This is a genomic window from Parasphingorhabdus sp. W113 (assembly GCF_055693205.1).
Genome location: NZ_CM146328.1, coordinates 2,540,977 through 2,564,424 on the forward strand (window position 1 = coordinate 2,540,977; position 23,448 = coordinate 2,564,424).

At 56.0% G+C, this 23,448-nt stretch carries 23 protein-coding genes; 6 read left to right on the forward strand and 17 right to left on the reverse strand.

What is annotated here, in order from left to right; all coding sequences use genetic code 11:
• The first annotated feature begins 144 nt into the window (after nucleotides 1–144).
• Together ACZ1GS_RS12265 and ACZ1GS_RS12270 are read left to right on the forward strand one after the other, a co-directional pair.
• Entirely contained in the window at nucleotides 145–819 is a 675-nt protein-coding gene (locus ACZ1GS_RS12265) for a nitroreductase family protein (RefSeq protein ID WP_472695468.1), read from the forward strand.
• A gap of 62 nt (nucleotides 820–881) precedes the next feature.
• Nucleotides 882–2,129, forward strand: a complete 1,248-nt coding sequence (locus tag ACZ1GS_RS12270; RefSeq protein WP_472695469.1) for a DUF418 domain-containing protein — start codon at nucleotides 882–884, stop codon at nucleotides 2,127–2,129.
• Here ACZ1GS_RS12270 and ACZ1GS_RS12275 read toward each other — a convergent pair.
• On the reverse strand, nucleotides 2,122–3,000 hold the full coding sequence (locus ACZ1GS_RS12275) for a hypothetical protein (protein ID WP_472695470.1): 879 nt from the start codon (nucleotides 2,998–3,000) through the stop codon (nucleotides 2,122–2,124). The two genes, ACZ1GS_RS12270 and ACZ1GS_RS12275, sit on opposite strands and share 8 nt — an antisense overlap.
• Before the next feature lie 145 nt (nucleotides 3,001–3,145).
• On the opposite strand from ACZ1GS_RS12275, the gene ACZ1GS_RS12280 reads away from it, so the two are divergent.
• Both ACZ1GS_RS12280 and bfr read left to right on the forward strand, forming a co-directional pair.
• Nucleotides 3,146–3,316 (forward strand): (2Fe-2S)-binding protein, encoded by a 171-nt coding sequence (locus tag ACZ1GS_RS12280; RefSeq protein ID WP_472695471.1) that lies wholly within the window; start codon nucleotides 3,146–3,148, stop codon nucleotides 3,314–3,316.
• Between the two features lie 117 nt (nucleotides 3,317–3,433).
• On the forward strand, nucleotides 3,434–3,910 hold the full coding sequence (gene bfr, locus ACZ1GS_RS12285) for a bacterioferritin (RefSeq protein WP_472695472.1): 477 nt from the start codon (nucleotides 3,434–3,436) through the stop codon (nucleotides 3,908–3,910).
• A 10-nt stretch (nucleotides 3,911–3,920) separates the two neighbouring features.
• Here bfr and ACZ1GS_RS12290 read toward each other — a convergent pair whose 3' ends face one another.
• The 5 genes from ACZ1GS_RS12290 to panB all read right to left on the reverse strand — a co-directional run bounded on the left by ACZ1GS_RS12290 (nucleotide 3,921) and on the right by panB (nucleotide 9,094).
• On the reverse strand, nucleotides 3,921–4,361 hold the full coding sequence (locus tag ACZ1GS_RS12290; protein ID WP_472695473.1) for an Hpt domain-containing protein: 441 nt from the start codon (nucleotides 4,359–4,361) through the stop codon (nucleotides 3,921–3,923).
• A gap of 130 nt (nucleotides 4,362–4,491) precedes the next feature.
• Nucleotides 4,492–5,883: a ribosome biogenesis GTPase Der gene (gene der / locus ACZ1GS_RS12295; protein ID WP_472695474.1), complete on the reverse strand. Its 1,392-nt coding sequence runs from the start codon at nucleotides 5,881–5,883 to the stop codon at nucleotides 4,492–4,494.
• Nucleotides 5,884–5,918: 35 nt separating this feature from the next.
• Nucleotides 5,919–7,268 carry an outer membrane protein assembly factor BamB family protein gene (locus ACZ1GS_RS12300; RefSeq protein ID WP_472695475.1) on the reverse strand — a complete coding sequence of 450 codons (1,350 nt, stop codon included), beginning with the start codon at nucleotides 7,266–7,268 and terminating at the stop codon, nucleotides 5,919–5,921.
• Nucleotides 7,268–8,068, reverse strand: a complete 801-nt coding sequence (locus ACZ1GS_RS12305; RefSeq protein ID WP_472695476.1) for a tetratricopeptide repeat protein — start codon at nucleotides 8,066–8,068, stop codon at nucleotides 7,268–7,270. Before ACZ1GS_RS12305 ends, ACZ1GS_RS12300 begins: the two co-directional genes overlap by 1 nt.
• A 153-nt stretch (nucleotides 8,069–8,221) precedes the next feature.
• A complete protein-coding gene (gene panB / locus ACZ1GS_RS12310) occupies nucleotides 8,222–9,094 on the reverse strand; it encodes a 3-methyl-2-oxobutanoate hydroxymethyltransferase (RefSeq protein ID WP_472695477.1) in 873 nt (290 codons plus the stop codon).
• 122 nt (nucleotides 9,095–9,216) lie between these two features.
• Between panB and ACZ1GS_RS12315 the strand changes: the two genes are divergently transcribed.
• Nucleotides 9,217–10,443 carry a TCR/Tet family MFS transporter gene (locus tag ACZ1GS_RS12315; protein WP_472695478.1) on the forward strand — a complete coding sequence of 409 codons (1,227 nt, stop codon included), beginning with the start codon at nucleotides 9,217–9,219 and terminating at the stop codon, nucleotides 10,441–10,443.
• On the opposite strand, the gene ACZ1GS_RS12320 is transcribed toward ACZ1GS_RS12315, so the two are convergent.
• From ACZ1GS_RS12320 to ACZ1GS_RS12360, 9 genes are all read right to left on the reverse strand, one after another.
• Nucleotides 10,425–11,432, reverse strand: a complete 1,008-nt coding sequence (locus ACZ1GS_RS12320) for a glycerophosphodiester phosphodiesterase (RefSeq protein ID WP_472698131.1) — start codon at nucleotides 11,430–11,432, stop codon at nucleotides 10,425–10,427. The genes ACZ1GS_RS12315 and ACZ1GS_RS12320 overlap by 19 nt on opposite strands.
• Before the next feature lie 107 nt (nucleotides 11,433–11,539).
• Nucleotides 11,540–11,824 (reverse strand): DUF427 domain-containing protein, encoded by a 285-nt coding sequence (locus ACZ1GS_RS12325; protein ID WP_472695479.1) that lies wholly within the window; start codon nucleotides 11,822–11,824, stop codon nucleotides 11,540–11,542.
• A 9-nt stretch (nucleotides 11,825–11,833) separates the two neighbouring features.
• Nucleotides 11,834–12,346 (reverse strand): metal-dependent hydrolase, encoded by a 513-nt coding sequence (locus ACZ1GS_RS12330; protein ID WP_472695480.1) that lies wholly within the window; start codon nucleotides 12,344–12,346, stop codon nucleotides 11,834–11,836.
• Nucleotides 12,347–12,357: 11 nt separating this feature from the next.
• On the reverse strand, nucleotides 12,358–12,726 hold the full coding sequence (locus tag ACZ1GS_RS12335) for an ArsC family reductase (RefSeq protein WP_472695481.1): 369 nt from the start codon (nucleotides 12,724–12,726) through the stop codon (nucleotides 12,358–12,360).
• 225 nt (nucleotides 12,727–12,951) lie between these two features.
• Nucleotides 12,952–13,353: a GNAT family acetyltransferase gene (locus ACZ1GS_RS12340; RefSeq protein WP_472695482.1), complete on the reverse strand. Its 402-nt coding sequence runs from the start codon at nucleotides 13,351–13,353 to the stop codon at nucleotides 12,952–12,954.
• Nucleotides 13,354–13,359: 6 nt separating this feature from the next.
• Nucleotides 13,360–14,367 (reverse strand): zinc-dependent alcohol dehydrogenase family protein, encoded by a 1,008-nt coding sequence (locus tag ACZ1GS_RS12345; RefSeq protein ID WP_472695483.1) that lies wholly within the window; start codon nucleotides 14,365–14,367, stop codon nucleotides 13,360–13,362.
• An 87-nt stretch (nucleotides 14,368–14,454) separates the two neighbouring features.
• Complete coding sequence (locus tag ACZ1GS_RS12350; protein WP_472695484.1) at nucleotides 14,455–16,485, reverse strand: acyltransferase family protein; 2,031 nt, start codon at nucleotides 16,483–16,485, stop codon at nucleotides 14,455–14,457.
• 242 nt (nucleotides 16,486–16,727) lie between these two features.
• Nucleotides 16,728–18,287 (reverse strand): glutamine-hydrolyzing GMP synthase, encoded by a 1,560-nt coding sequence (gene guaA / locus ACZ1GS_RS12355; protein ID WP_472695485.1) that lies wholly within the window; start codon nucleotides 18,285–18,287, stop codon nucleotides 16,728–16,730.
• Between the two features lie 108 nt (nucleotides 18,288–18,395).
• Nucleotides 18,396–20,027: a tetratricopeptide repeat protein gene (locus ACZ1GS_RS12360; protein WP_472695486.1), complete on the reverse strand. Its 1,632-nt coding sequence runs from the start codon at nucleotides 20,025–20,027 to the stop codon at nucleotides 18,396–18,398.
• A gap of 351 nt (nucleotides 20,028–20,378) precedes the next feature.
• On the opposite strand from ACZ1GS_RS12360, the gene ACZ1GS_RS12365 reads away from it, so the two are divergent.
• A complete protein-coding gene (locus tag ACZ1GS_RS12365) occupies nucleotides 20,379–20,915 on the forward strand; it encodes a PEP-CTERM sorting domain-containing protein (RefSeq protein WP_472695487.1) in 537 nt (178 codons plus the stop codon).
• Between the two features lie 88 nt (nucleotides 20,916–21,003).
• Here the strand turns inward: ACZ1GS_RS12365 and ACZ1GS_RS12370 are convergent, their stop codons facing one another.
• Entirely contained in the window at nucleotides 21,004–22,569 is a 1,566-nt protein-coding gene (locus ACZ1GS_RS12370) for a class I adenylate-forming enzyme family protein (RefSeq protein ID WP_472695488.1), read from the reverse strand.
• A gap of 60 nt (nucleotides 22,570–22,629) precedes the next feature.
• On the reverse strand, nucleotides 22,630–23,364 hold the full coding sequence (locus tag ACZ1GS_RS12375; protein WP_472695489.1) for a formylglycine-generating enzyme family protein: 735 nt from the start codon (nucleotides 23,362–23,364) through the stop codon (nucleotides 22,630–22,632).
• Between the last annotated feature and the right edge of the window lie 84 nt (nucleotides 23,365–23,448).

Genomic DNA, 23,448 nt, shown 5'->3' on the forward strand with positions numbered 1-23,448 from the left:
ACAGTGAGGCGGCAGAGGGTGTGAAATGTGTGAACTTTGAATATAGCGCCAATCCCGCTAGGAGCGTGTGGCTTGTGTGAACTTTCAACCCGTCAGATCCCATAGTATCGCTCGCAACCTGCTATAATATCAAGGAAATCCGTAATGAAGCCGCATGATACCCTGCCCTATACCGCGCTTCCGGACTATTCGGATGACCAGCGTATCGCGCGGTCAAAAGCCTTTTATGACGCGCTGAAGCAACGGCGGACCTGTCGCTATTTCACCGACGAGGCGATCCCGCGCGCGGTCATTGAGAATGCCCTGCTGGCCGCTGGCACGGCGCCCAATGGTGCCAATCATCAGCCGTGGCATTTTGCTGTGATTGAAAGCGCGGAAAAGAAGCGCGCCTTGCGCATAGCGGCCGAAACCGAAGAGCGGGAATTTTATAAAACCAAGGCCAGCGACGAATGGCTTGAAGCGCTGGCGCCGCTTGGCACCGATGCCGACAAGCCGTTTCTCGAGACCGCTCCCTATCTGATTGTTATATTCGGTCAGCGCAAAGGCGGGATGCTCCCTGGCGAGATGAAGCAAAATTATTATGTCAACGAAAGCGTCGGTATTGCAACCGGCATGCTGATCACGGCGCTTCACGATGCCGGTCTTGCGACTCTAACCCACACACCCAATCCGATGAAATTTCTCAACGACCTGTGCGAACGGCCCGCCAATGAGAAACCCATGATGGTGCTGGTGGTCGGCAAGCCGGCCCCGGACGCGACCATTCCTCTACACGCTACGATCAAAAAACCGCTGGATCAGATTGCCAGCTGGCTGTGACCCCGCCCGGCCTGTGATAGGCTGTCTCTTCGCGTAACAATAAGAATAAACGGAACCACTCTATGACCATGGCCACCGCCAAAACGCCTCGCTATCTCACGCTCGATGCCTTGCGGGGTTTTGCGGTCATGGGCATATTGCTGATGAACATCATCGCCTTCTCGATGCCCGAAATGGCTTATATGAGCCCGGCTATTCACGGCGGCACGGACACACCCGATATCATCGCCTGGCTGCTGTCCTTTCTGTTTGTCGATGGGAAAATGCGAGGATTGTTCACGCTGCTATTCGGTGCCAGCATGATGCTGGTGCTCCAACGAGCGGAAGCCAAGGGCGAAGACCCGGCCAAGGTCCATTATTCCCGAATGCTCTGGCTCGCGGTTTTCGGACTGGCGCATTATTTCCTGATCTGGTGGGGCGATATATTATTTGTCTATGCGATTATCGGCTGCCTCGCCTTTTTCGTCGCCGACTGGAGCGAGAGCAAGCTGATCCGCGGCGCCTTGTTAATCTATGTGATCGGGTTTGTGACCTTCGCGCTGTTCATGGGCAGCCTCTTCTACATGCAATATCTCGCTCAGGCCGCCGGCCCTGGCTCCGCCATGGATGCCGACTATCAGGAAGCAATCCGGGAGATCGCCACCGGACCCAAGCTGATCGCAGCGGATATCGCGCTCCATCAGGGCAGCTTCGGAACCATTGTCGCCGAGAAGTTTACGGAGCAATGGTGGGGGCCGCTCAGTGCCGTGCTGATGATGCTGTCGGAGACGTTGCCGCTGATGATGCTGGGCATGGTCTTCTTTCGCAATGGCTTCATGACCGGCGAATGGGAAATCGCGCGCTACAAGAAATTCGGCCTGATGATGACCGGCATCGGCTTGCTGACGATCGCACCGCTGGCGGTGCTTATCATGACCACGGGCTATGACCCGCTGATCACGATCAACGCCTCGATGGCCTGGTCCATGCCATCGCGCCTGCTGATGACATTGGGCTATGCCGCTTTGCTGATTCTGCTGATCAAGGCCCTCGCCAATACGGCTCTGCTGCACCGCATCGCTGCCGCCGGCCGGGTGGCCTTTTCCAACTATCTCGGCACGAGTATCCTGATGACCTTCCTGTTCTACGGCTGGGGCCTGGGTCTCTATGGCCAGATCGGCCGCGCGGAGCTCTATCTGTTTGTGTCCAGCGCCTGGATCTTGATGCTGCTATGGTCAAAACCCTGGCTGATGCGATTCCGCTATGGCCCGTTGGAATGGCTGTGGCGCTCGCTGGCACGGCGAGAGATGCAGTCGATGAAAATCAATTAGCGTCCGGTTGCATCTCATCGCCATTCTCGTCCTCCGAACTGAGAAACAACGGGCCTGTTTGTGAAGTCAGCTGCAAGCGCAAGTCAAATTGCTGAACAATTTGAGCAACGTCATCAGCATCATTCAGTTGGCCAAGGGGACGCCCTCCGCGGTTATAGACCTGCTGTACGATCAAATGATCCGATTTTTTATAAGAGATCGTGCACACTGCGGGGATGGGCGAGAGTCCAACCAAATGACTCATCATCAATGCTTCCGTTTCAATTTCGACATCCTCCTCGCGACGCAAGTCCAGGGGAAATTCGGAATCACGGTATATCTTCAGATGATTTGCCGGACTTTCTATTGCTTCGGACAAACAATAGGCAGTGCCAATTTTTTCGGTTTTGCCGCTGCCGACAAACACAATATGGCGCGGCCCGATCGCGACAAACGCTCCACCATCGGCATCTGCAGGACCTATGGATTGCGCACCGTCATACACCATTTCCCAGCCATCCAGTATATTTGCCGGGACTGCGCCCCGAAATTCAAGCATGGGAGTTTGTCCGGGTGTTAACAGAGCATTTCCAGAGATCTTGCCCGGCAGGGAATCCAGATAGGCGTCCAGGTCGATGCCTTTTTCGCTCCATCCCTTTTCGAATGGACCTGTCGGCAGAATCATGGATTTCAGCTCCGGTTCCATCGCTTTTTGCAGATCTGCCAACGGCTCGGCCAATTCAACACGCATTAACTTCCAGAACTCGAAAGCTGAAACGGGTTGTCCAACGCTGACACCATCCGCACGCGGCTCGGTTTCGGTTATTGGAATGGCCGCCACAGGCGTTGTAGCAACAGTCAGAACGAAGGCAGCGCTGAGTTTTCTAATCATGGCAGCGTGATATCGGGAACAGGCAGCAGAATCCAAAGGGTATTTGAGTGATCTGGACCGACAAATCGCAGAATCAAAGACCTCATCACTTTTGCTATTGCGATCTATTCTCATTAGCTATATACGAGTCGCATAAGGAGCCGATATGGTTGTTTGCGTCTGCAATGCGATTAAGGAAAAAGACCTGCGAGCTGCAGTTCGCAGCGGCTCGGACAAGCCCAGTCAGGTCTATGCCCAGCTTGGTCGCAAACCGAAATGTGGACAATGCCTCGCATTTGCACGGTCGATAATCGAAGCCGAAGTTGCGACCGCTTAGCATTCTCTTTATCAAATCATTGAAATAATTGACTTTTACGCGGAACAAGCCCTTTCCTACAGGGTGCTGCTGGTGTATAGGGATGTTTGAAACTTTCCCCACCTAAAGGATAGCAGCATGAAGGGTGACGCCAAGGTCATTGATTATCTCAACGAAGCGCTGAAAAACGAGCTCACAGCGATCAACCAATATTTCCTGCATAGCAAGATGCTGGACAATTGGGGTGTCAGCAAGCTGGCCAAGTTCGAATATGAGGAATCAATCGACGAGATGAAGCATGCCGACAAGCTGGCGGAGCGCATCCTATTTCTGGATGGCTTGCCCAATTTTCAGCTGCTCGGACGTCTCAAAATCGGCGAGACGGTGGAAGAAATCCTGAAAGCGGATCTCGCGCTCGAGCACGAGGCACTGCCCCCGCTCAAGGAAGGCATTGCCCACTGCGAAAGCGTGCAGGACTATGTCACCCGTGATCTGTTTGCGGAAATTCTCGAAAGCGAAGAAGAACATGTCGACACGCTGGAAAAACAGTTCGACATGATCGAGCGCATGGGCATTGAAAATTATGTCCAGCTGCAATCGGAATCGGCTGAATAGCCGCCGGGCCCTAAAATCCGGGCGGTGACAAGGCTGATATGCTGGCCGGTCGCCGCCCGAAGCCATCGGCTTGACGCTGGACGACGGGACTCGATTCCCGTTCCAATATCGCCAGCGTTTCCTCGAACAGACTGCGCAATCCAGCGACCAGCTCGAGGATCTCGTCCGGTTCCTGGCGATGTTCGATACATTTGCGCGCAGTAAATTCGATCTGTTCGGCGACATTGGACAAGCGGGTTGCCCCAAATTGCCCGGATTCGCCCTTCAGGCTATGTGCTGGCATGACAATCTGCGTCGCGTCCCTGGTCCGCATCGCCGCCTCGATTTCTCGTACCGAGCGGGTGCCGTCTTCGCGAAAATAGCCGAGCAGGCGCACGAAATCCGGACCCAATGCGGCCCGCGTTTCGGTATATATCGTCCAGTCGATCAGATCGCTGATGGGTGACGCCACTGGTCTATCCTTTGACTCAGCCGGACAAAATTCCGGCGGAGCAAGGATAACGCGCCATTGGTAAAGACTTTGTTACCGCTCTTCAGTTTGTCGCCCGCCAGCGCGCTGAGGACGCGATGACCGGTTGGCCTCAACCCTTGCTATGATAAGGATTATCGGGTGCACGGATGATCAGGCGCACCGGAACCCCGCCAAAGCCCAATTGCCGCCGGATCCCGTTGATCAGATAGCGACGATAGCTTTCCGGCAGGTCATCGACCCGGGTACCAAAGATAACAAACGAAGGCGGCCGCGTTTTCGCCTGGGTGATGTAGCGCAGCTTGATCCGCTTGCCGCCGGGAGCGGGCGGCGGATTGTCGGTAATCGCATCTTCGAACCAGCGGTTGAGTTTTCCGGTCGAAACCCGCTGCGACCAAACCCGGCGGACATTGAAGGCCGCTTTCATGATTTGATCGATGCCTTTGCCGGTGAAAGCCGAAACAGCGATCAGCGGGACATCGCGCACCTGCGCCAGACCATCATCCAGGGCGGCCCGGATTCCGTTGAACAGCTTGCTCGGTCCTTCGGCAATATCCCATTTGTTGATCGCGATGATCAGACAACGCCCTTCCTGAATCGTCTGGTCGGCAATCCGCAAATCCTGCGCTTCAAGGCCCTTGGTCGCATCCAGCAGCAAAACCACCACTTCCGCGAAATCGACCGCCCGCTTGGCATCAGCCACTGACAGTTTTTCAAGCTTGTCATTAACCTTGGCGCGCTTGCGCATGCCGGCGGTATCGATCAGACGCACCGTACGGTCCGGCGTGATCCCGTCGAGTTTCTCGTCTTCGGTCAGGTCATTGTCATGCCAGACCCAATTGATCGCGATGCTGTCGCGGGTAATGCCCGCTTCTGGTCCGGTGATCATCCGGTCTTCATCGAGCATCTTGTTGATCAGCGTCGATTTGCCGGCATTGGGGCGCCCGACGATTGCCAGTTTCAGCGGAGCCGTTTCATCGACCGGTTCGTCTTTGGCGGCGGCTTCGAAGGCTTCGACATAAGGACGGATCGCCTGAAACAGGTCTGCCACACCATCGCCATGTTCGGCGCTGAACGGAATCGGATCCCCGAACCCGAGCGAATAGCTCTCAAGTATACCGGATTCTGCAGCCTTGCCCTCTGCCTTGTTGACGAGCAGCACAACTGGTGTTTTCGCGCTGCGCAGCCAGCGGGCAATTTCCTCGTCCAGCGGTGTCAGGCCGGCGCGGCCGTCAATGACAAAAAGGGCGAGTTCTGCATCCGCAACCGCCAGTTCGGTCTGATGCCGCATCCGGCCTGGCAGACTCTTGGCATCCTCATCCTCATATCCGGCCGTGTCGATAATGTTGAAGGCGAGACCAAGCAGATTGGCGACGCCTTCGCGCCGGTCTCTGGTCACGCCGGGACGATCGTCGACCAGCGCCAGCTTCTTACCAACCAGCCGGTTGAACAATGTGGACTTGCCCACATTAGGCCGCCCGATAATCGCAATATTGGGCAGCATGATGCGCAATCCCGTTCTTTACATGTTGCGGAACCCTAGCGGAATGCCGAAATCCGGCCGCTATTGTCCAGAATATAGAGCATGCCGTCGGCAACGATCGGCGGCAAGGACACACCGTCATTCAGCTCAAACATGGTCGAGCTACTGCCTTCAGCGGGCGATATGGAAACCACATCACCTTCCGTGCTGGCAACGATGAGACGATTGCCGGCAAGAACCGGTCCGGTCCAAGTGATCGGATTTTTCTTCTTCTCTTCGTTACGGAACGCTGCCAGTTTACTGATCCACCGCACTTTGCCGGTGGGCCGCGCAATACAGAGCAGTTTCGCATCATCGGTCAGCACGAACACCCATTCGCCTGCGACCACCGGTGTTGCAATACCGGCGATGTTCAACTCCCAGATCCGTTGACCGGTAACCAGTTCGTAAGCCGCCATGCGACCGCCCTGCCCGAGCGCAAAAACCCGCCCGCGGTCAATCACCGGATCGGCGTCAATATCGGACAAGGTTGCAACCGAGGTGGAAATGCTGGTTCTCGCCAACGCATCATTCCAAAGGTTGCGGCCATTCTCGTAGCGATAGGCCGTCAGCTCGCCGGAAGAATAGCCTGCGATCACCGTTCCCTGGGCCGCAGCCGGAGCCGCAACACCAAAAATGCCCGCCAGGCCGACCGTGCCGGCTTCGTTCCACTGGACCGAACCGTCATTCTGATTCAGCGCATAAATTTGATTGTCCTGCGTCATCACATAGACATTGCCGTTGGACAGGGTCGGAGCGCCGCGCAATGGTCCAGCCGGACGCACTTTCCAGGACTGACTGCCATCCGCAGCGTTCAGAGCAACCACATCGCCGACACCATTGGTTGCATAAACCATGGTTCCTTGCGCACTCACGCCGCCGCCAAAGCGTGACGGCTTGCCATCATCCTTGACCTCAATCTGGGATGCCCAGACCTTCGCGCCGGTCTTGGCGTCAAAAGCATGCACAACGGCTTGCGTATCCACGGCAAAAAGCCGGCCGCCGGAAACCACCGGTGCCGCCGCCAGGCGCGCCCTTTTGGTCGTGCCGCTGATATTCGCGGTCCAGACTCGCGTCGGCGCGCTGCCGAGCGCGAGATGACCAACGGATTTACCAGCGTTACCGCCGGACTGCGCCCATTCCGTATTGCTCCGCGGGCTCGGCAAAATGACCGAAATACCGGCCAGCGCCGGATCAACTTCCGCGCCGCTTTCGCCAGTCAGGATATTGGTTCTTTTGCCCAGCGTCGGTGTTGCTTTCTTGTCGTCACCACCGCCGCCGCCGAAAACCGCGCAGCCAGACAGCAGTGTCACGGCCATCAGGCCAGCGCATAGACGGGAAAAATGCTTGTTCCGGAGCTTATACATTACTCACTGTCTCCTTCGCCGGCGGAGGGCGCTGCGTCTTGTGCCGCGTCAGTTGCCGGGTCATTATTGTTATCGCCTTCCTGTACGACGGCATCAATGCCTTGCAGGCCGGCCATTTGCAGGGCTCTCGATCGGATCGTCGGCGGAACGGATTCGTCCTTTGCCAGTTGCGCGAAGAGCGGACCGGCCAGATCGGCCTTGTCGAGGTTGAGATAGGACAACGCAACCAGTTCACCGGCGCTCCCGAACCAGGGATTCCCCGGTACCGCGAGCGATTTCAACCGGTCGATCACCGCCTGGGGTTCGAGATCGTCAAATTCGGCTGCGGTTTGCCGGATCAACGCCAGATCGCGAAACGGTTGTGGCAGCGATTCATCGGCAACGACCGCCTGATAACCGGTAATCGCGGCCTTCGCGTCCTGCTTTTCGAGCGCGATATTGGATTGCATCAATACCGCAGCCGCGCGATATCCGTCCTGCTTGGCCTCTTTCAGGCCGTCCAGGGCTTTGGTCGCGCCATCAAGATTATTGCGTTTCACGCTGTCGATCGCAGCCACATATTCCTCACTGCGGACACCGGAATCTTCGTCCTGACTGTTGTTGTAGAAAATCCAGCCCGCGAGAGAGGCCAGGCCGACAACGACAGCCAGCCCGATCCAGACCCCGTAACGGCGTCCAAAATTTTTCAGATCAGCATCGCGAACCGCATCGTCCACTTCGCGCATGAACACTTCTTGTTGACGGTCTGGTTGTTGACGGTCTGGGCCTTCTTCCGGCTTATTTTTGTCGTCTTTGGCCAATCCGGCCTCCTTCACTCTTCGTCGCTTTGGGATTGCAAGATAATGCCTCCCAACATCTCATCGCTTGTCCTTTAGCGAGAGCATCAAAAAAGTCCAAGTATATCGTCCATTTCCAGATGCTGAACGGCAGATATTTTCGGGATCGGCAATTTGCTATTTTTTGGGTTGGTAAAGTTGTTCCGGTCCGGGAAAACTGCGGCTGCGAACCTCTTCGGCATAGTCCTGGGCCGCCCGTTCGATATTTTCCGAAATATTGTGATAGCGCTTTACGAAACGCGCGGTACGCTCGAACATGCCAAGCATGTCCTCGGTTACCAGCACCTGTCCGTCGCATTGTGCCGATGCGCCAATGCCAATGGTGATCGCGCTGACCGCTTTGGTGGCCTCGATCGCAATCGGTTCCAGCACGCCTTCGAGCACAATGGCAAAGGCGCCGGCCTGATCCAGCGCAACCGCATCACCGACAATTTTTTTAGCTTCGGCATCGCTACGACCGCGCGCGGCATAGCCACCGAGAACATTAATCGCCTGCGGCGTCAGACCGACATGGCCCACAACCGGGATACCCCGATCGACCAGGAAACGCACGGTCTCCGCCATCACCTCTCCGCCTTCGAGCTTCACGGCTGCTGCTCCGGTATCCTTCAATATCCGAGCGGCACTTTCATAGGCTTGCTGGGGCGACGCTTCATAGGAGCCGAACGGCATATCGACCACGACCACACTGTGATAGCTGCCCCGCACCACCGCGGCGCCGTGATTGCACATCATGTCGAGGGTCACGGGAATCGTCGAGGGCAAACCATAAATGACCTGTGCGAGCGAATCGCCAACCAGCAACATATCGCAATGGGCGTCCAGCAGCTGGGCAGTCCGCGCGGTATAGGCGGTCAGCATGACAACCGGATCGGCTGTCACCCCATCCTGTTTGCGGCGCTGGATTTTGGGAGCCGAGAGCCGTTTCATCGGCTGCGGCGTCGGATTGGCACGGCTCGTGGACGTGTCGAGAGTATAAGTTGTAGACATAACGGCCTAATAACTGCCTGCGAAGAATAAGGCCAGCATTGCCTTTGCCGGAAAAACGCGGCATGTACGCTTCGCACCCAACTGATCACGACATTTCCATCTCCAAGCTAATGGATTTCAATATGACAACGGCCCGCAAACCGCCGTCCATATTACTATTTGTCGCGTTCATTGTGTTTATCGACATGATGGGGATCGGCCTGATCCTGCCTGTCATGCCTTCGCTGGTTCAGGGATTGAGCGGCGCTTCGCTCGACCGGGCGGCAGAAATCGGGGGCTGGTTGCTCTTTGCTTATGCGACCATGCAATTCCTGTTCGCGCCGTTTATCGGCGGATTGAGCGATCGCTTTGGCCGGCGGCCCGTGTTGCTGACCACCCTGTTCCTGCTCGGCCTCGATTATGCGATCATGGCCTGGGCACCGGATCTGATCTGGCTGTTCATCGGCCGTGTAATCGCCGGAATCATGGGCGCCAGCTGGGCCGCCGCCAACAGTTGCGTAGCCGACGTTGCTAGCCGCGAGGACCGGGGCCGGTTCTTCGGCATCCTGGGCGGCGCCGGTGCGTTCGGATTTGTTGTTGGTCCAGGCCTAGGCGGCCTGCTTGGCGAATATGGCGATCGCCTCCCCTTTGTGGCAGCCGCGGTTCTGGCGTTTCTGGGCACTGCGGTTGGCCTGGTGGTTCTCAAGGAAACTTTGCCGCCCGAGAAGCGTCGCGCCTTTGCCATCACCCGCGCCAATCCGCTGGGCAGCATCATGCAAATGTCGAAGACCCCCTTGGTGATCGGCTTTTTGTCGGCCATTTTTGTCCTCCAGCTAGCCGCCCAGGCGCAGATCGCGGTGTGGGCCTATTGGCTGATCGAGCGGTTTGACTGGAGCACGTTTCAAATCGGCATGAGCGTTGCCATTTACGGTCTGCTGATCGCCATCGTTCAAGGGGGACTGACCGGTCCCGCCATTGCGCGCTTTGGCGAACGCCGCACGGCCTTTTTCGGCTTGCTGTTCGGCATTCCAGCCTATCTCTGCTTTGCCTTCGCCCCGCATCCGTGGATGGTCTATGTCGGGGTTATCATCGGCGCGCTGAGCGGCTTCGCCTTTCCCGCGATGCAGCAGATGATGAGCGCGCGGATCGACGAAGATGCCCAGGGAGAATTGCAAGGCGCGGTGGCCAGCATGATCAGCCTCACGTCGATCTTCGGCCCGGTGGTGATGGCCGGAATTTTTGCAGCTTATGCGGACAAGCAGGGTGTCTATTTTCCCGGCGCCCCATTTCTGGCGGGCACCGCCCTGATGGCCGGCGCGATCCTGATCTATGCCATCACCGTCCGGCGCTATTATTCAGCCGCTGCCTGAGCAACCGCCGCGACCGCTTCGCGCGGATTGTCCGAGAACAGGCCATCCACACCCGCCGCAAGATAAGCGCGGATTTCTGCCTCGATATTCCCGGCGTCGGATGGCTTCCAACCGCTCACCATGTCGGTTGGCAAGAAGTAGTTTTCGCGTCGGAATGTCCAGGGGTGCACTTCCAGCCCGGCTGCATGGGCCGCTGCGACCAGCCCTGTCGGAGCGGCCAGTTGCCGCAACGCGTCGCGGCCAATAACCATATCTTTCGATGGTCCCAGTCCATCGGCATAAACCGCAATTGCTGTGAGACCTTCTGCCGTTGTCATCTCGGCGTAGCTGATTGCGGGATCGTCTGGCGGGCCGCCTTCGCTGGCGACCAATTGGACTAGCCGTATCGTGGTCTGGTTGGCGAGCTGCTTGAGATTGCCAACCTCGAACGACTGGATAAAAACGGGGTCATCCACGTCTGCATATCCATAGCGGCCCAGCATCTCAAGCAGCGGTTTGGCATGCGGCAGATCGATGTCGGCAAAATAGGACGGATGTTTGGTTTCCGGATAGACACCAATCCGCTTGCCCGTTTCCTGTTGATAGGCTTGCAATAGCTGCAAAATTTCTTCCAGCGTCGGAATTTCAAAGTCGCCGTCATAACGGCTATTGGTTGCGCGCAGCTCCGGCAACCGCTCTTTCGCGCGCAGTGTTTTGAGTTCCGCGAGCGTGAAATCTTCGGTAAACCAGCCGGTATAGTCCTGACCATCGATCGTCTTTGTCGTCTTCCGGTCCGCAAATTCGGGCTTGTCGTCCACATCGGTGGTGCCCCCGATTTCATTTTCGTGCCGCGCGACCAGCACGCCATCTTTGGTCAGCACGAGATCGGGTTCAATAAAGTCCGCCCCCTGCTCAATCGCTAACGCATAGGCGGCCAGCGTGTGTTCGGGCCGCTCGCCGCTAGCCCCGCGATGCGCGATGATGATAGGCGGTTGCCCATGGAGAGTCATGACGCGTTCCTCTGTTGATTTTATATCCGTTTCGCCGCTGCATCCGCTAGCGACGAGCACCAGTGTTGCCAAACCCAGCAAGCGCAACGCCAGCGTGCGAAGCACCATCAGTCGGAAACCTCGACACCCTTCCAGAACGCAATCCGGTCTTTGATTTCGCTCGCCGCGTCTTTTGGATCGGGATAATACCAGGCCGCATCAGCGTTGGTTTCCCCACCAACCGTGATCGAATGATAGGAAGAGGTGCCTTTCCAGGGGCAATAGCTAGTGGTGGCGCTGTCGCTCAGAAGCTCGCTTTTGACCGCTGCCCGCGGAAAATAGTGATTGCCTTCGACGATGACCGTGTCGTCACTCTCTGCGATAATCTCGCCATTCCAACGCGCCTTGACCATATCGATCTCCTATTTTTCCAATAATTTGCGACTACCGCCAATCAACAGAACCGTGAAAGCCAGCGGCGCCCAGATCCATATAGCCTCGGATTGTAACACTTTTAAGCCACGCTCGGAGAGAAAATTGGCGATCCCGATGGGCGAAACCGCGATCGGCGTGGACGGAGCGAAATAGCGCGCACTGTCCCACGGCCACAGCAGAGCGGCGCCCAGCCCGCCATTGGTCAGAGTGTCCAGCAGGCCATGCGAAGCCATCGCGACAAACAGAAACAGCCCGGCAATCAGGTAGCGATCGGGTCGCAACAAAGCGGTGGCAAAAAGCGCCGCCAGAGCAGCGAAGAATAAAGAATGGCTGGCGCCGCGATGGCCCCATTCGGCGCCATAGTCGATACCAAAGCGAAAGCCGACGACGTCCGCATCCGGCAGCATCGCAAACGCAATACCAGTGACAAGCACCGGCGTTGATATGCGATCGCGCCCCAGCATGAGAGCCCCCGCCAGGGGCACTGCCGCATGGGACATGATGGTTGGCATCAGCTGTTGCGTGCTTCCAGACCGGCCGCTTCGTAATCCGATGCCTTGAACCCGACGACAATCGCGTCGCCATGCTCGAGAACCGGCCGTTTGATCATGCTGGGATTCTCCATCATCAACATGATCGCGCTATTCTCGTCGATATTCTCTTTCATCATATCGGGGAGCTTCTTGAAGGTCGTACCGCGCTTGTTGAGCAGCGGCTCCCAACCAACCTGCATCACCCACAATTCCAGCATATCCTTGGTTATTCCGGACTTTTTATAGTCATGAAACACATAGTTGATGCCGTTTTTCTCCATCCAGTTGCGGGCCTTCTTGATTGTGTCACAATTGGATATGCCGTACATTTTCGTTTCGGTTGTCATCGCAAATTCCATCCTGTTTCTTCCGCATCATGCCGATCATTGCCGACAAAGCGTTTCCCGATTGGACTTAGTCAGAATTGGCGCGGGCGCAAGAGGCAATTGCCGCAACACCAACTGCGGCAGGAAGCAATTACGGCCGCGTTCGTCTTAAAGGATTGGAGAAATTTCAGCGGCCGCGTCAGATCACCGGTTCGTCCGAGGAGCCTAACCGCCCCCGCTACAAGGTCAAAGGCGCCGGCCGATAGTAACCACCGGCTGCAGATCATATCCGATAGCCTTGTAAAAGCCGATCGCCTGGTGATTGTCGTCGCGCACCATCAACTGGATCTTTGGCGCCTCGCGGTCAGTCAGCCAAGCCTCCGCGGCATCCATCAATATCCTGCCGAGACCCTTTTTCCGGCTTCGGGGTGCAACGCCGAGATAGTAGACCCAACCGCGATGCCCGTCATAACCGACCATGATGGTCGCGATCATCGCGCCGTCCTGCTCCACGCATAAAATGTCGGACATGTCGGCGTTGACCGCACGGTGGAAATCGGCAGCGGCATCATTCCACGGACGGGTCAGTCCGCACGCCTCCCACAAGGCGATGGTCGCCGCGCAATCCTGGGATGTTGCGCACCGCATCGCGGGTCAGATGTCCACGACAATCTTGCCAAAATGTGCGCCGGATTCCTGATGCCGGAACGCGTCGGCCAAGTCGGCAAGCGGAAAATGCCTGTCGATCACCGGTTTGATGCCATTGGCTTCAATGGCCGCAATCATGTCCTGTTGCTGGGCGCGGCTGCCAACGGTCAGACCCTGGACGCGCAGGTTCTTGGCCATCAGCATGGCGGTCTGCACCGGACCGGCAAATCCCGTAAGCACACCGATCAGCGCGATATGCCCGCCGATCCGTGTCGCCATCATCGATTGATCGAGCGTTCCCGGTCCACCAATTTCAACGACGCAATCGACACCCTGCCCACCCGTCAGTTCGAGCACTTTCGGTCCCCAGGCTTCAACCTCTTTGTAGTTGATCACATGATCCGCACCCATGCCCTTGAGGCGGCTCAACTTTTCATCGGATGATGATGTCGCGATAACCGTGGCGCCCGCGGCTTTGGCGAATTGCAGCGCGAAAATCGATACCCCGCCCGTACCCTGCACCAGCACCGTATCGCCTGGTTTCACGGTCCCATCAACGAACAAGGCGCGCCAGGCGGTGAGGCCCGCGCAAGTCAAAGTCGCTGATTCAGCGGCGGAATATCCTCTCGGCGCACGCGTCCAGGCCGTCGCTGGCCCAACCGCCTGTTCGACAGCATAGCCATCAATACCGTCTCCTGGCACGCGCTGAAACCCGCCTTCGGGCGGCGTGCCATCGATCCAGTCGGGGAAGAAGGTCGACACCACCGCGTCCCCCACCTTGAAGGCCGTCACCCCTTCGCCCACAGCGGTGACTTCACCCGCACCATCGGACATCGGGATCCGGTTCTCGGCGGTGGGCAACATGCCCTTGACCACGGCATAGTCGTGATAGTTCAGCGAAGAGGCCTGCAACCGCACGGCGATTTCACCGGGGCCAGGCGCCGCCGGATCGGGCAAGTCGACGAGCTTGAGATTGTCCAGCGATGCGGGAGCGTGCAGTTGAATGGCTTTCATGGAATGTGGATTTCCTTTGTTCTGTGACTTAGTATAATCTAGAGCAGCGATCGCCCATGGTCACCCCCCTTTAGATATCTAAAACGCTCATTTTCCTGGGCGAACCGGCCGCCTCCAATTGGCGAGCCTTGCGATTTGGTTCACTAGACGATCTGCGCCATGCGTTCCCAGATGATCATCGTCGACATAGAACGGAACACCGCGATATTGCATCGTGCATCGACCCGGAAATTCCCTATTGCAGAACAGTGAATCGGTTCTCACGGGAATGATGTTGGGCTGTGACAACCGGTCAAAAACACCGGTTACAAAGACATGGCGATTTTCATAGTCGGAATAAGGGGTTGAGATGTCTTGTAAAACTGTGCCTTCCCGGTTCCAGTGATCCCAATTGAGCCTAAAAATATCTATGCCCGTCTCAGGCACGGGATAGACGAGAAACAACCGACTGGACGCTGCGGACAATTGACCAATATAGCGCTCTAGAGCCTCGGCCTTCGACGCAGGATCACGGTAGTAGCCACCGTTTTTCACGACATCAAACTCGCGAAAATTCCCTGCCTCATCATACCCCTCGCTGTTCCTATAAGGCATGTCCAGATCAAGTCCGGTGACTGGATATAGTCGATATGTCCAGCGGTTCAGTACGATAACATCTGCATTTAAACTTGCGATATAGCTGAGCAAACGATCAAACCGTTTGTCACAATCGCCAATGGTGCGATTGCGACTAGGTCGAAAGAAGGGAATGGGTTCACAACCATCAATTTGTAGCCATTGTCCCTCGATATTGCGATCTTTCAGGTCACGATCGAGCGAATAGCCAATCGCCTGACTATGGGAGTCTCCCAATAGAACCACCCGCTTTTCTCCGCTTGCAGCTCCAATTGCACAACCTGTTAACCAAGGTTCTTCAACCAAAATCGGTTCTTGCTCACAGACATCGCCGATGTTCTTGATCTTGTCTTCCAGCGATTCCCATCGGACATTTTTCGGGGTTGTAAAATAGGGATTAGCCGCGCCTTCAAGGTAGTTACCGATCAGACCGATGCCGATGAAAAATGCCAATCCAGCGGCAGAAACGGAAAATATCGTGCGTCGCGAAAAACGTTTACGAAAAGGCTGTTCCACCCATTTCCAACTCATTGCCGCCAATATCAAGGCTACGAACGCGAGCGCCAGCATCAGAGCGGGTTCGGGTGCCGCTTGCGTCCGGATTCTGGCAAATGCAAAGAGCGGTTGATGCCACAAATAAGCGCTGTAGCTAATCAACCCTATCGCCACCAGAACTCTGGTACTCAGTAGCTTTTCGGTGAACGTTCCTTTGCCGGAGTATAGAATCAGCAGAAACACACCGAGGACTGGGACCAATGCGTAGGCGCTTGGAAATGGCGTAGTCTGGTCATATGCAAAAATCGCAACGAAAATCGCCGTCAATCCGAGCAACGACAGAAAGTTATTTGATTGCACACCCCGCTTCCGAACCAAAAAAGCTGCGATTGATCCGGCCAATAATTCCCATGCACGTGTTGGTGCGAGAAAGAAATTCGCCGAAGCGGTCGAATCATCCTGCCGCCAACTCCATTCACTCAAAGCAAGGCTGAGAGCAGCAAAAACGGCAATCATCCAAAAAACGCGATTCTTGCCAAAGCGCCACGTGAGAATCATCAACACCGGAAAGATCAAATAATATTGCTCTTCCACCGCCAAACTCCAAGTGTGAAGCAATGGCTTTTCCTCTGCCGCCACATCAAAATAGCCAGTTTGCAACCAAAACAGGATATTGGAGGAGAACAAACCGACAGAGACGAGACTCTCGGAAAAGTTTTCGAGCTGACCTGGAATCATCCATATCCATGCGAACGGCAAACAGGTCAGCAGGACCAGAAACAACGCTGGCAAGATCCGTCGAGCCCGCCGCTCATAAAAATGGATCAAACTAAAGCGATTTTTCTCGATGTCTTCGATGATGATCGAAGTGATCAGATAGCCGCTGATCACAAAGAATATGTCAACGCCGACATACCCGCCGCTAAACAGCTCAAATCCCGCATGGAACAGGATGACCGGAAGAACCGCTAACGCGCGCAACCCGTCAATCTCTGAACGATACTGCACGATTTTGGATCCTTGTTCAGAACGATTGATACGCTAGCCATATTCCAGCCAGCATAGGGCTAACCTATATGGTCGCGATAATATTTTGGTTTAATATCAATCACTATGTTCTTGCACTGTTGGTGGCGGACATCAATGGTCCAATGTTTTTTGTACCACGATGACACGTGTAAAGGTCATTGTAACGATTTCAACAAGTCATCCGGAACGGCTTTGACTATAGTAGAATCTTGACCAACAGGTTATTCCCACTCAATGGTCCCCGGAGGCTTGGACGTATAGTCGTAGACCACCCGGTTAATCCCCTTCACTTCATTGACAATCCGTGTGGAAACACGAGTCAGGAAGCTGGCATCGAACGGATAGACATCGGCGGTCATTCCGTCGGTGCTGGTCACTGCACGGAGACCGCAGACATTGTCATAGGTACGACCGTCGCCCATCACACCAACCGTCTTGACCGGGAGTAAGACGGCAAAAGCCTGCCAGATCGCGTCATAGAGACCGGCGTTGCGGATTTCCTCGAGATAGATCGCGTCGGCTTTGCGCAGGATATCGCACCGCTCTTTGGTCACTTCACCGGGAATACGGATGGCCAGGCCCGGGCCGGGGAACGGATGGCGACCGACAAAAATTTCCGGCAGTCCCAGTTCCCGACCCAATGCGCGGACTTCGTCCTTGAACAATTCGCGCAACGGTTCAACCAGCTGCATATTCATGCGCTCCGGCAGGCCGCCCACATTGTGATGCGACTTGATCGTGACACTGGGGCCACCGGTAAAGCTGACGCTTTCGATCACATCGGGATAGAGCGTGCCCTGTGCAAGGAAATCAGCACCGCCAACTTTTTTGGCTTCGATCTCAAAGACATCAATGAAGGTCTTGCCAATAAACTTGCGCTTCTTCTCGGGATCCGTCTCGCCTTTGAGGCCGTTCATGAACAGCGTCTCGACATCGAGATGCACAAGCGGAATATTATAATGCCCCTTGAACAGGCTCACGACTTGATCCGCTTCCCCCATGCGCATCAGGCCGTGATCGACAAACACGCAGGTCAGTTGTTCGCCAATCGCTTCGTGGATCAGCACCGCTGCAACCGCGCTGTCGACGCCGCCACTAAGGCCGCAAATCACCTTGCCATCACCGACCTGCTCTCGGATTTCCTTGATCTTGGCTTCCTTGAATTCCGCCATCGTCCAGTCGCCCGCACAGCCGCAGACATGCCGCACGAAATTGGCAATCAGCCGTCCGCCATCCGGTGTGTGCACCACTTCGGGATGGAACTGCATGCCGTAAAAGCGCTTCTCATCATCGGCGATAATCGCAAAGGGTGCGCCTTCGGTGGTTGCAACAATCCGAAAGCCCGGTGCAAATTCGGTGACCTTGTCGCCGTGGCTCATCCATACCTGATGCTTTTCGCCGACCTGCCACAAACCATCAAACAGGACACAATTTTCAGAAATCTCGATAAAGGCCCGGCCGAATTCACCGCTGTCGCCACCTTCAACCTGCCCGCCCAATTGGGTTGTCATGACCTGCTGGCCGTAACAAATTCCCAGAACCGGGATCCCGGCATCGAGAAACGCCTGCGGAATGCGCGGGCTTCCCTCTTCGGTCACGCTCGCCGGGCTGCCCGACAGGATAATCCCCTTCGGCTTCATCCGCGCAAACGCTTCTTCGGCGCTATTGAACGGCGCAATTTCGGAATAAACGCCGGCTTCCCGCACCCGGCGGGCAATAAGCTGCGTGACCTGAGAGCCGAAATCGACGATCAGAATGGTTTCTTCATGAGCTATAGACATGACGAAGCGCTTAATGGTGCCGGGCGGAAGAGTCTATATATTGAATGCGTATATTGGCGATTTGGATCGCTTATTCACCGGGCAGCACGCACGCGCACCAAAAATCTCCTATCCCGGAGCTTTGATGCCCTTGAGGCGGATGGTGATTTGTTCGGCCGCCGCACTATCCCCATTTGCGGCATAAGCGCTAGCCAGATGCCCCAGAATCTCCGTATTGTTCGGGGCAAGCTCCGCAGCCTTTCGGATCAATGTCAGCGCCTGTGCCTTGTCGTTGCCGCGCTGAAGCAAGATCCAGCCAAGCGTATCCATGATAAAGGCATCCTCCGGTGCCAGTGCATAGGCGGCCCGCGCCAGCTTTTCGGCTTCTGCCGGTTGCTCCATTTGCAACGCCACCAACGCGCTGTTGTTCAGAACGACCGGATTGTCCTGGTTACCCGCATCGCGCAAGCTGGCATAAATCGCCGAGGCCTGCGGCCAATCTCCAGCGGCCATGGCGCGCTCTGCCTTTTTCATCTGCTGATCAATGCTGCCCGATCCCGCTTGCTTCGCGCGAGTGGCAAAGGCGCGGGCGGCAGGGTCTTTCTGCTGTTCCGCAAGCGTGGCAGCCAATTTCAGCAATTCGGACGATGCCGTGGCCCGCATCGCAGCAGGCTTGACCAATGTATAAGCCTGAGCGCCATTGCCCGCTGCGAGCAATGCCCGACCCAAAGCCGTTATACCTGCAACATCATCGGGAAACAGGCCAAGATATCTTTGCAACCGTGCGATTGCGATTTCGTGATTGCCGCGTGCATGTGCGATCTGACCGCTGAGCAAGATCGCCTGCGGGACATCAGCAACGCCCTCGCCGGCTACCTGCAGCATTTCATGCGCTTCGGATATTTTGCCTTTGTCATATTCCAGCTTTGCCAGCATGAACAGGGCCAGGGGATGCTGCGGGACCTTCTTCAAAATCCGGCCAAAATAGTCCCGCGACTTTTTCTCTTCACCGAGATCAGAGTGAATCGCGGCGAGGGAAAACAAAGGGATTATACTGTCCGGATAAAGCCGGGCCGCTTTTGCAAACCGCGTTTTGGCCGTCTCCAGATCCTGGTCCATCATCGCCAGCCGGCCCGAAAGCTGGAGCGCTTCAAGATCATCCGGTCCGGCCTGCAACGCCTGCGCGGCCAGACCCTTGGCGACCCGGACTTCGCCCAGTGGAATGAGCGTTTTGGCTTTCAACACCAGCAAATCGACATTTTTCGGGGTTCTGGTCAAACCGTCATCGATCAAGGATAGCGCTTCTTCAACACGCCCCAGGTCAAGCAAGGCACAGGCTTTCACCCAATAATATTTGGCCGCTTCCTCAGCGCTGAGCGATGGATTTTCCGGCGAGCCGATGGTTTCGAGCGCCTTGTCCGAAGCGCCGGTCAGCAACAGGGCATGCGCGTAAAGCGGCAGCGCCTGTTTCTTGTACGCCGGGTCGATCATGACTTTCCTGAAAGCCGCGCTGGCCCCCTCACCGTCGCCCACCGCCAGCAATATCTTTCCGAATGTCAGATTCGCCTGGATATTCGAGGAATCCTCTTGCAATGCTGACAGGATATGGATGCGTGCAGCAGAATATTCGTGCCGCTCATAGGCCGCATTTGCCGCGGCGAGCGGGTCGGTCGAACCACCAGAGCAGCCTGCCAGGCTCAGGGTGAATACCGCGCCGGTCAGCAGAGCCGTCTGTCTTAAGGATCGTGATAAATTTTGCATGTCATGGCGCTACGCCAAAAGGTTTGAGGAGCGGTTAATGGATTCCCGCCATAACCGACGTCGCCCGCTGCAATTCTTGCCTCGCGACCCTGATCATATTGGTGATAAGCTTATCGTTAACGCCGGGCTGCTAGAGCATGAAAATGGACGATCGCCTTAGCCATATCGCTCAAAAACTGTCGGATGCTTTGACAAAAGCCAGATTTAGGAAATAGGGTTAACCAGTAATATGCTGTTTATTAAGCATTTTTAGGAAATGGCACGGCAATTGCTGATTAGTCTTACATGACAAATTCTCGTCAGAGCATTTGCAAAAACAACAACAGGGTCCGGGGGACCTGGGAGCATATAATGAAGACTATTTGGCAGAAACCGGCATTGTTTGTAGCCGCAGCGACCGCAGCCATCACGCTGAGCAATCCTGCTTCGGCAGCGTTGTTCACCTACAACCAGACCAACGGGGATGTTTTAACCATTGATAGCAGCAATGGTTCGGGTTCGCTCAAGGGGCGCAATATCGACACCACGTTCACCAGCAATGGCTTCAAATCTTTCCAGGGCGGCGAAAAGCCCAAGGGACTGACCTTCGTTCTGTCGACCCTGGACGGCACCCGCACCGTTCGCGGCCGGGCTTATAACGACAACCCGTCCCATACCCAAAAGCTGCTGTTTCAAAATAACGGCCGCGTAAATCTCTGGTCTTACTGGGGCAACCCCGTCGTTGCCGGTGACTATATCACCAAGATAAAGAGCTACACGCCGCCAACTGAAGTACCTGAGCCCGGCATGCTCGGCCTGCTCGGTCTCGGCCTGGGTGGACTGTGGTTCGCTCGTCGGCGCAAGAGCCTGAATGCGAAGCCTGGCCAGGATGGCCTGGTTTACGCCTAAGCAAATCACCAATATTTCAATCGGGGGCAGCGGAAACGTTGCCCCTTTTTTTGGGCGAAGCATCCCCCGGTCCAGAATAAGTGCTGCTCTAAGCGGCCGCTGAAACCAGGTCGCGCAATTCCCGCTTCAATATCTTGCCAATATGGCTGCGTGGCAATTCATCGATCAGCTGCAGCGCAGACAAACGCTGGGTCTTGCCCAGCTCTGCATTGGTCGTTTCCCGAAGCGCTTCGAGATCCAGTGTTTCGCCGGGTTCCGGGACGACAAAGCCAAACGGTGTCTCGCCCCACTGTCTGGATTCGACACCGATCACAGCAGCATCGGCCACGCCCGGTTGCGCCAGCAATGCTTCTTCCAGATCACGCGGATAGATATTGAATCCGCCGGAAATAATCATGTCCTTGGACCGTCCCATCAGGGTGATGAAGCCATCGTCATCAACCTTTCCGATATCTCCCATGCGCTGCCAGCGATTGCCGTCTTCGTCATACCAGCTGGCTTCCTCGGTTTTTTCGGGCTGGTTCTGATAACCGCTCATCATCGTTTGCGAACGGCCAATGAGCTCACCCATTTCCCCCGCTGGCAGTTTGTTGAGGTCTTCGTCGACAGTAATCACTTCGCTATCCCCCCACGCCACGCCGACCGTATGCAGCTTGTCGGGATGGGCATGAGCCAGCAAGATGCAGACCACGCCCCCTTCGGTCATTGAATAAATTTCAATCAGACCGCCCGGCATGCGATCCAGCACCTCGGCCTTGAGTTCCGCCGAAAACGGCGCGCTTGTGCAATATTTATGGGTGAAGGCTGACAGGTCATAATCATCAAACCCATCGAAATCCATCAGCCGTTGATATTGGACCGGCACCAGCATGGTATGGGTCGCGCGATGGGTTTGAGCGAGCTCGAGCCAGCGCTGGCAATCAAATTTGCGCATCAGGACCGCGGTCCCGCCATAAGCCATGGTCGCGACAAATATGCCGAGGGTCGTATTCGAATAAAGCGGTGTCGAGAATAGGGAGACCTGTCCCGGCTTCCCGTAGCCCGAATTTTCGCCCACCGCCATCTGATACCAGCGCATCTGGCGCGAATGGACGATGCCTTTCGGGGTGCCGGTGGTGCCGCTGGAATAGATGATATTATACGGATCTCCCGGACCAACCTGAGGGTCTTCGGGCGTCGCGCCTTCGGGGGCCATCCAGTCGAACATCTGCGGAGCATCTCCCTCGGCTTCATCCATCATGATGGTTTGCAACGGCGGCAGATCAAGGCCGCTGTCCCGCAATTCAGCGCGCTTTGCGCGGTCGACGAACAGATGCATCGCGCCGCTGTCGGCCATCATGTTGGCGAGCTGTTTGGGTGTTGCCGAAGTGGTCAAAGGGGCCGCGCAACCGCCAGCGACGATGGTCCCGAGATAGACCAGGGCGTAGCGGATGGTGGTCGTTCCGAGAATCGACACCGCTTGTCCTTTTTCAAGCCCATCCTCTTGTAATTGCTTAGCAATTTGGTTGACCAGCGCGGCGGTTTCGGCCCAGCTCAACCGCTCTTCCCCATCGTCCAGCGCGATCCGGTCGGGCTGGTTTTCCGCATGGGCCTGGATCAGATCCGCGAGATGACCAAAGGGCTGTTCGAGATAGGTGATAGGATTGATTGTCATACCAGATATGTTCCGGGAAATTGGGGTGAAATGCAACAACCAGTTGGCCGCGCGGCCCTATCAATTTCGCACAAGCCGGTATCCATGCGGTTGCGCAACCGCTTCTCCCAGCCGGGCATAGGTCCACAGAATGCGATCCATCCAGTCTTGGTCCTCGCCGACAATCTGTGCAGGCTGATCGCCGGTGATTCGATAGCCAATGCTTCCGACCCCTCCGCCGCGCACGGCGATAAGCTGGCACCCACCCTGACCGAATTTCGCCAGACAGGTTTCAGGTGCCGCTTTGGTCTCATCCACATATTCGGCGACATTGCCGATCACATCATAGAGCCCCCATGCGTTGGGCTTGAACGATTCCACCGGCACCAGACCAATATTCTGACCGCTTCTGAAGCGCAGATCATAGCGGCTGTGCGTTTGCAGGCTTTTGAAATCATAGTGGAAATTAATGGCCGCATGACCCTGCCCCAGATCATCTCCCCAGGGATATCGGGTCGCCGAACCCGCTCGAGCGAGATGATTCCATTCCGCGGAACTTGGCAAACGATAGCGATGCCCGGTTTTTTCGCTGATCCAATCCAAATAGCATTGAAAAGCATCCGGCGCGATATAGTTGACCGGATAGTCATCGGCATATTGGTCGACCGCGGCTGCGCTATAAACGACATTGTGCGGCGCCTGCGGCAAGGGACAGGAAGCCTCGCGTATAGCGGACAGATATTCTTTCCAGGTCAGTTCGTGCTGCGCGGCAAAGAGCGCAACATATTGGCCAGGAAGCGATGGAATCCTGACCATCGGCGGACAATCTTCACAATCCTTGATCGGAACCCCTGGTTCCACAAATTCCGATGATGAAGGGGGCGATTGCCGCTCTGACAC

What these genes read in the sequence shown, in the direction of transcription:
- ACZ1GS_RS12300 (WP_472695475.1), bottom strand. Translation starts at nt 7,268, where the DNA reads ATGTATAAGCTCCGGAACAAGCATTTTTCCCGTCTATGCGCTGGCCTG.
- ACZ1GS_RS12375 (WP_472695489.1), bottom strand. Translation starts at nt 23,364, where the DNA reads ATGGTCAGGATTCCATCGCTTCCTGGCCAATATGTTGCGCTCTTTGCC.
- panB (WP_472695477.1), bottom strand. Translation starts at nt 9,094, where the DNA reads ATGTCTACAACTTATACTCTCGACACGTCCACGAGCCGTGCCAATCCG.
- ACZ1GS_RS12275 (WP_472695470.1), bottom strand. Translation starts at nt 3,000, where the DNA reads ATGATTAGAAAACTCAGCGCTGCCTTCGTTCTGACTGTTGCTACAACG.
- ACZ1GS_RS12325 (WP_472695479.1), bottom strand. Translation starts at nt 11,824, where the DNA reads ATGGTCAAGGCGCGTTGGAATGGCGAGATTATCGCAGAGAGTGACGAC.
- ACZ1GS_RS12345 (WP_472695483.1), bottom strand. Translation starts at nt 14,367, where the DNA reads ATGAAAGCCATTCAACTGCACGCTCCCGCATCGCTGGACAATCTCAAG.
- ACZ1GS_RS12280 (WP_472695471.1), top strand. Translation starts at nt 3,146, where the DNA reads ATGGTTGTTTGCGTCTGCAATGCGATTAAGGAAAAAGACCTGCGAGCT.
- ACZ1GS_RS12360 (WP_472695486.1), bottom strand. Translation starts at nt 20,027, where the DNA reads ATGCAAAATTTATCACGATCCTTAAGACAGACGGCTCTGCTGACCGGC.
- ACZ1GS_RS12340 (WP_472695482.1), bottom strand. Translation starts at nt 13,353, where the DNA reads ATGCGGTGCGCAACATCCCAGGATTGCGCGGCGACCATCGCCTTGTGG.
- ACZ1GS_RS12335 (WP_472695481.1), bottom strand. Translation starts at nt 12,726, where the DNA reads ATGACAACCGAAACGAAAATGTACGGCATATCCAATTGTGACACAATC.
- ACZ1GS_RS12370 (WP_472695488.1), bottom strand. Translation starts at nt 22,569, where the DNA reads ATGACAATCAATCCTATCACCTATCTCGAACAGCCCTTTGGTCATCTC.
- ACZ1GS_RS12365 (WP_472695487.1), top strand. Translation starts at nt 20,379, where the DNA reads ATGAAGACTATTTGGCAGAAACCGGCATTGTTTGTAGCCGCAGCGACC.
- guaA (WP_472695485.1), bottom strand. Translation starts at nt 18,287, where the DNA reads ATGTCTATAGCTCATGAAGAAACCATTCTGATCGTCGATTTCGGCTCT.
- bfr (WP_472695472.1), top strand. Translation starts at nt 3,434, where the DNA reads ATGAAGGGTGACGCCAAGGTCATTGATTATCTCAACGAAGCGCTGAAA.
- ACZ1GS_RS12330 (WP_472695480.1), bottom strand. Translation starts at nt 12,346, where the DNA reads ATGTCCCATGCGGCAGTGCCCCTGGCGGGGGCTCTCATGCTGGGGCGC.
- ACZ1GS_RS12265 (WP_472695468.1), top strand. Translation starts at nt 145, where the DNA reads ATGAAGCCGCATGATACCCTGCCCTATACCGCGCTTCCGGACTATTCG.
- ACZ1GS_RS12315 (WP_472695478.1), top strand. Translation starts at nt 9,217, where the DNA reads ATGACAACGGCCCGCAAACCGCCGTCCATATTACTATTTGTCGCGTTC.
- ACZ1GS_RS12270 (WP_472695469.1), top strand. Translation starts at nt 882, where the DNA reads ATGACCATGGCCACCGCCAAAACGCCTCGCTATCTCACGCTCGATGCC.
- ACZ1GS_RS12320 (WP_472698131.1), bottom strand. Translation starts at nt 11,432, where the DNA reads ATGACTCTCCATGGGCAACCGCCTATCATCATCGCGCATCGCGGGGCT.
- der (WP_472695474.1), bottom strand. Translation starts at nt 5,883, where the DNA reads ATGCTGCCCAATATTGCGATTATCGGGCGGCCTAATGTGGGCAAGTCC.